At 55.7% G+C, this 537-nt stretch carries 1 protein-coding gene; it reads right to left on the bottom strand.

Annotation, left to right across the window (positions count from 1 at the left end; translation table 11 throughout):
- Nucleotides 1-537 (bottom strand): hypothetical protein (locus AC1RPG_RS08020; RefSeq protein ID WP_481762473.1); only part of this gene is annotated, 537 nt, incomplete at both ends.

Below are 537 nucleotides of genomic sequence, written 5' to 3'. Positions count from 1 at the left end.
CAACAGAATTGTGCATGACACGCAACCGCCGCTGCCGGTACTGAATATCGAAGGACTTGGCACCGAACCCGCGATTGCTGAAGTTCATGTCGTGGCGTGCCCGATTCAGCTGGTTGTATATTGAGTAACCCAAGAAATCATCGAGCGGCGTTTGCCCGATGATATGGCCCACGGCCGCCAACCACGCCCATGCCTGATGGAACAGAATAACGTCGCTCAATATCAGCCCACAGTCGGAGCCCGCAATGTAATGCGTGGTCCACGGTATATTGCCTACATGAAGCCTCACCACATTGTAGCCTCGGGCACATGTGCGATCGATCTCGATCTGGGGCCGGCGCACGATCTCCTGTTCCTCCCAATGCGGACGCATCGGAACGTATGTCTCGTAGTCGAGAAGATTGGACAGGCCGTCGTACACGGTAGACAATTCGGCGCGCGTCACGTAATTCAGGCTACCGCGCACAGGGTCTTCTTCAGGAATTTCTGGCACCACGTTCACGATGCGCGGCATCCTACGCACCTGCATAATGTCGA

It is taken from the genome of Dellaglioa sp. CoH-57-MRSF-18 (assembly GCF_056781995.1).
The sequence above is the reverse complement of the archived record's forward strand: the minus strand, read 5'-3'. Positions and strand labels throughout refer to the sequence as shown.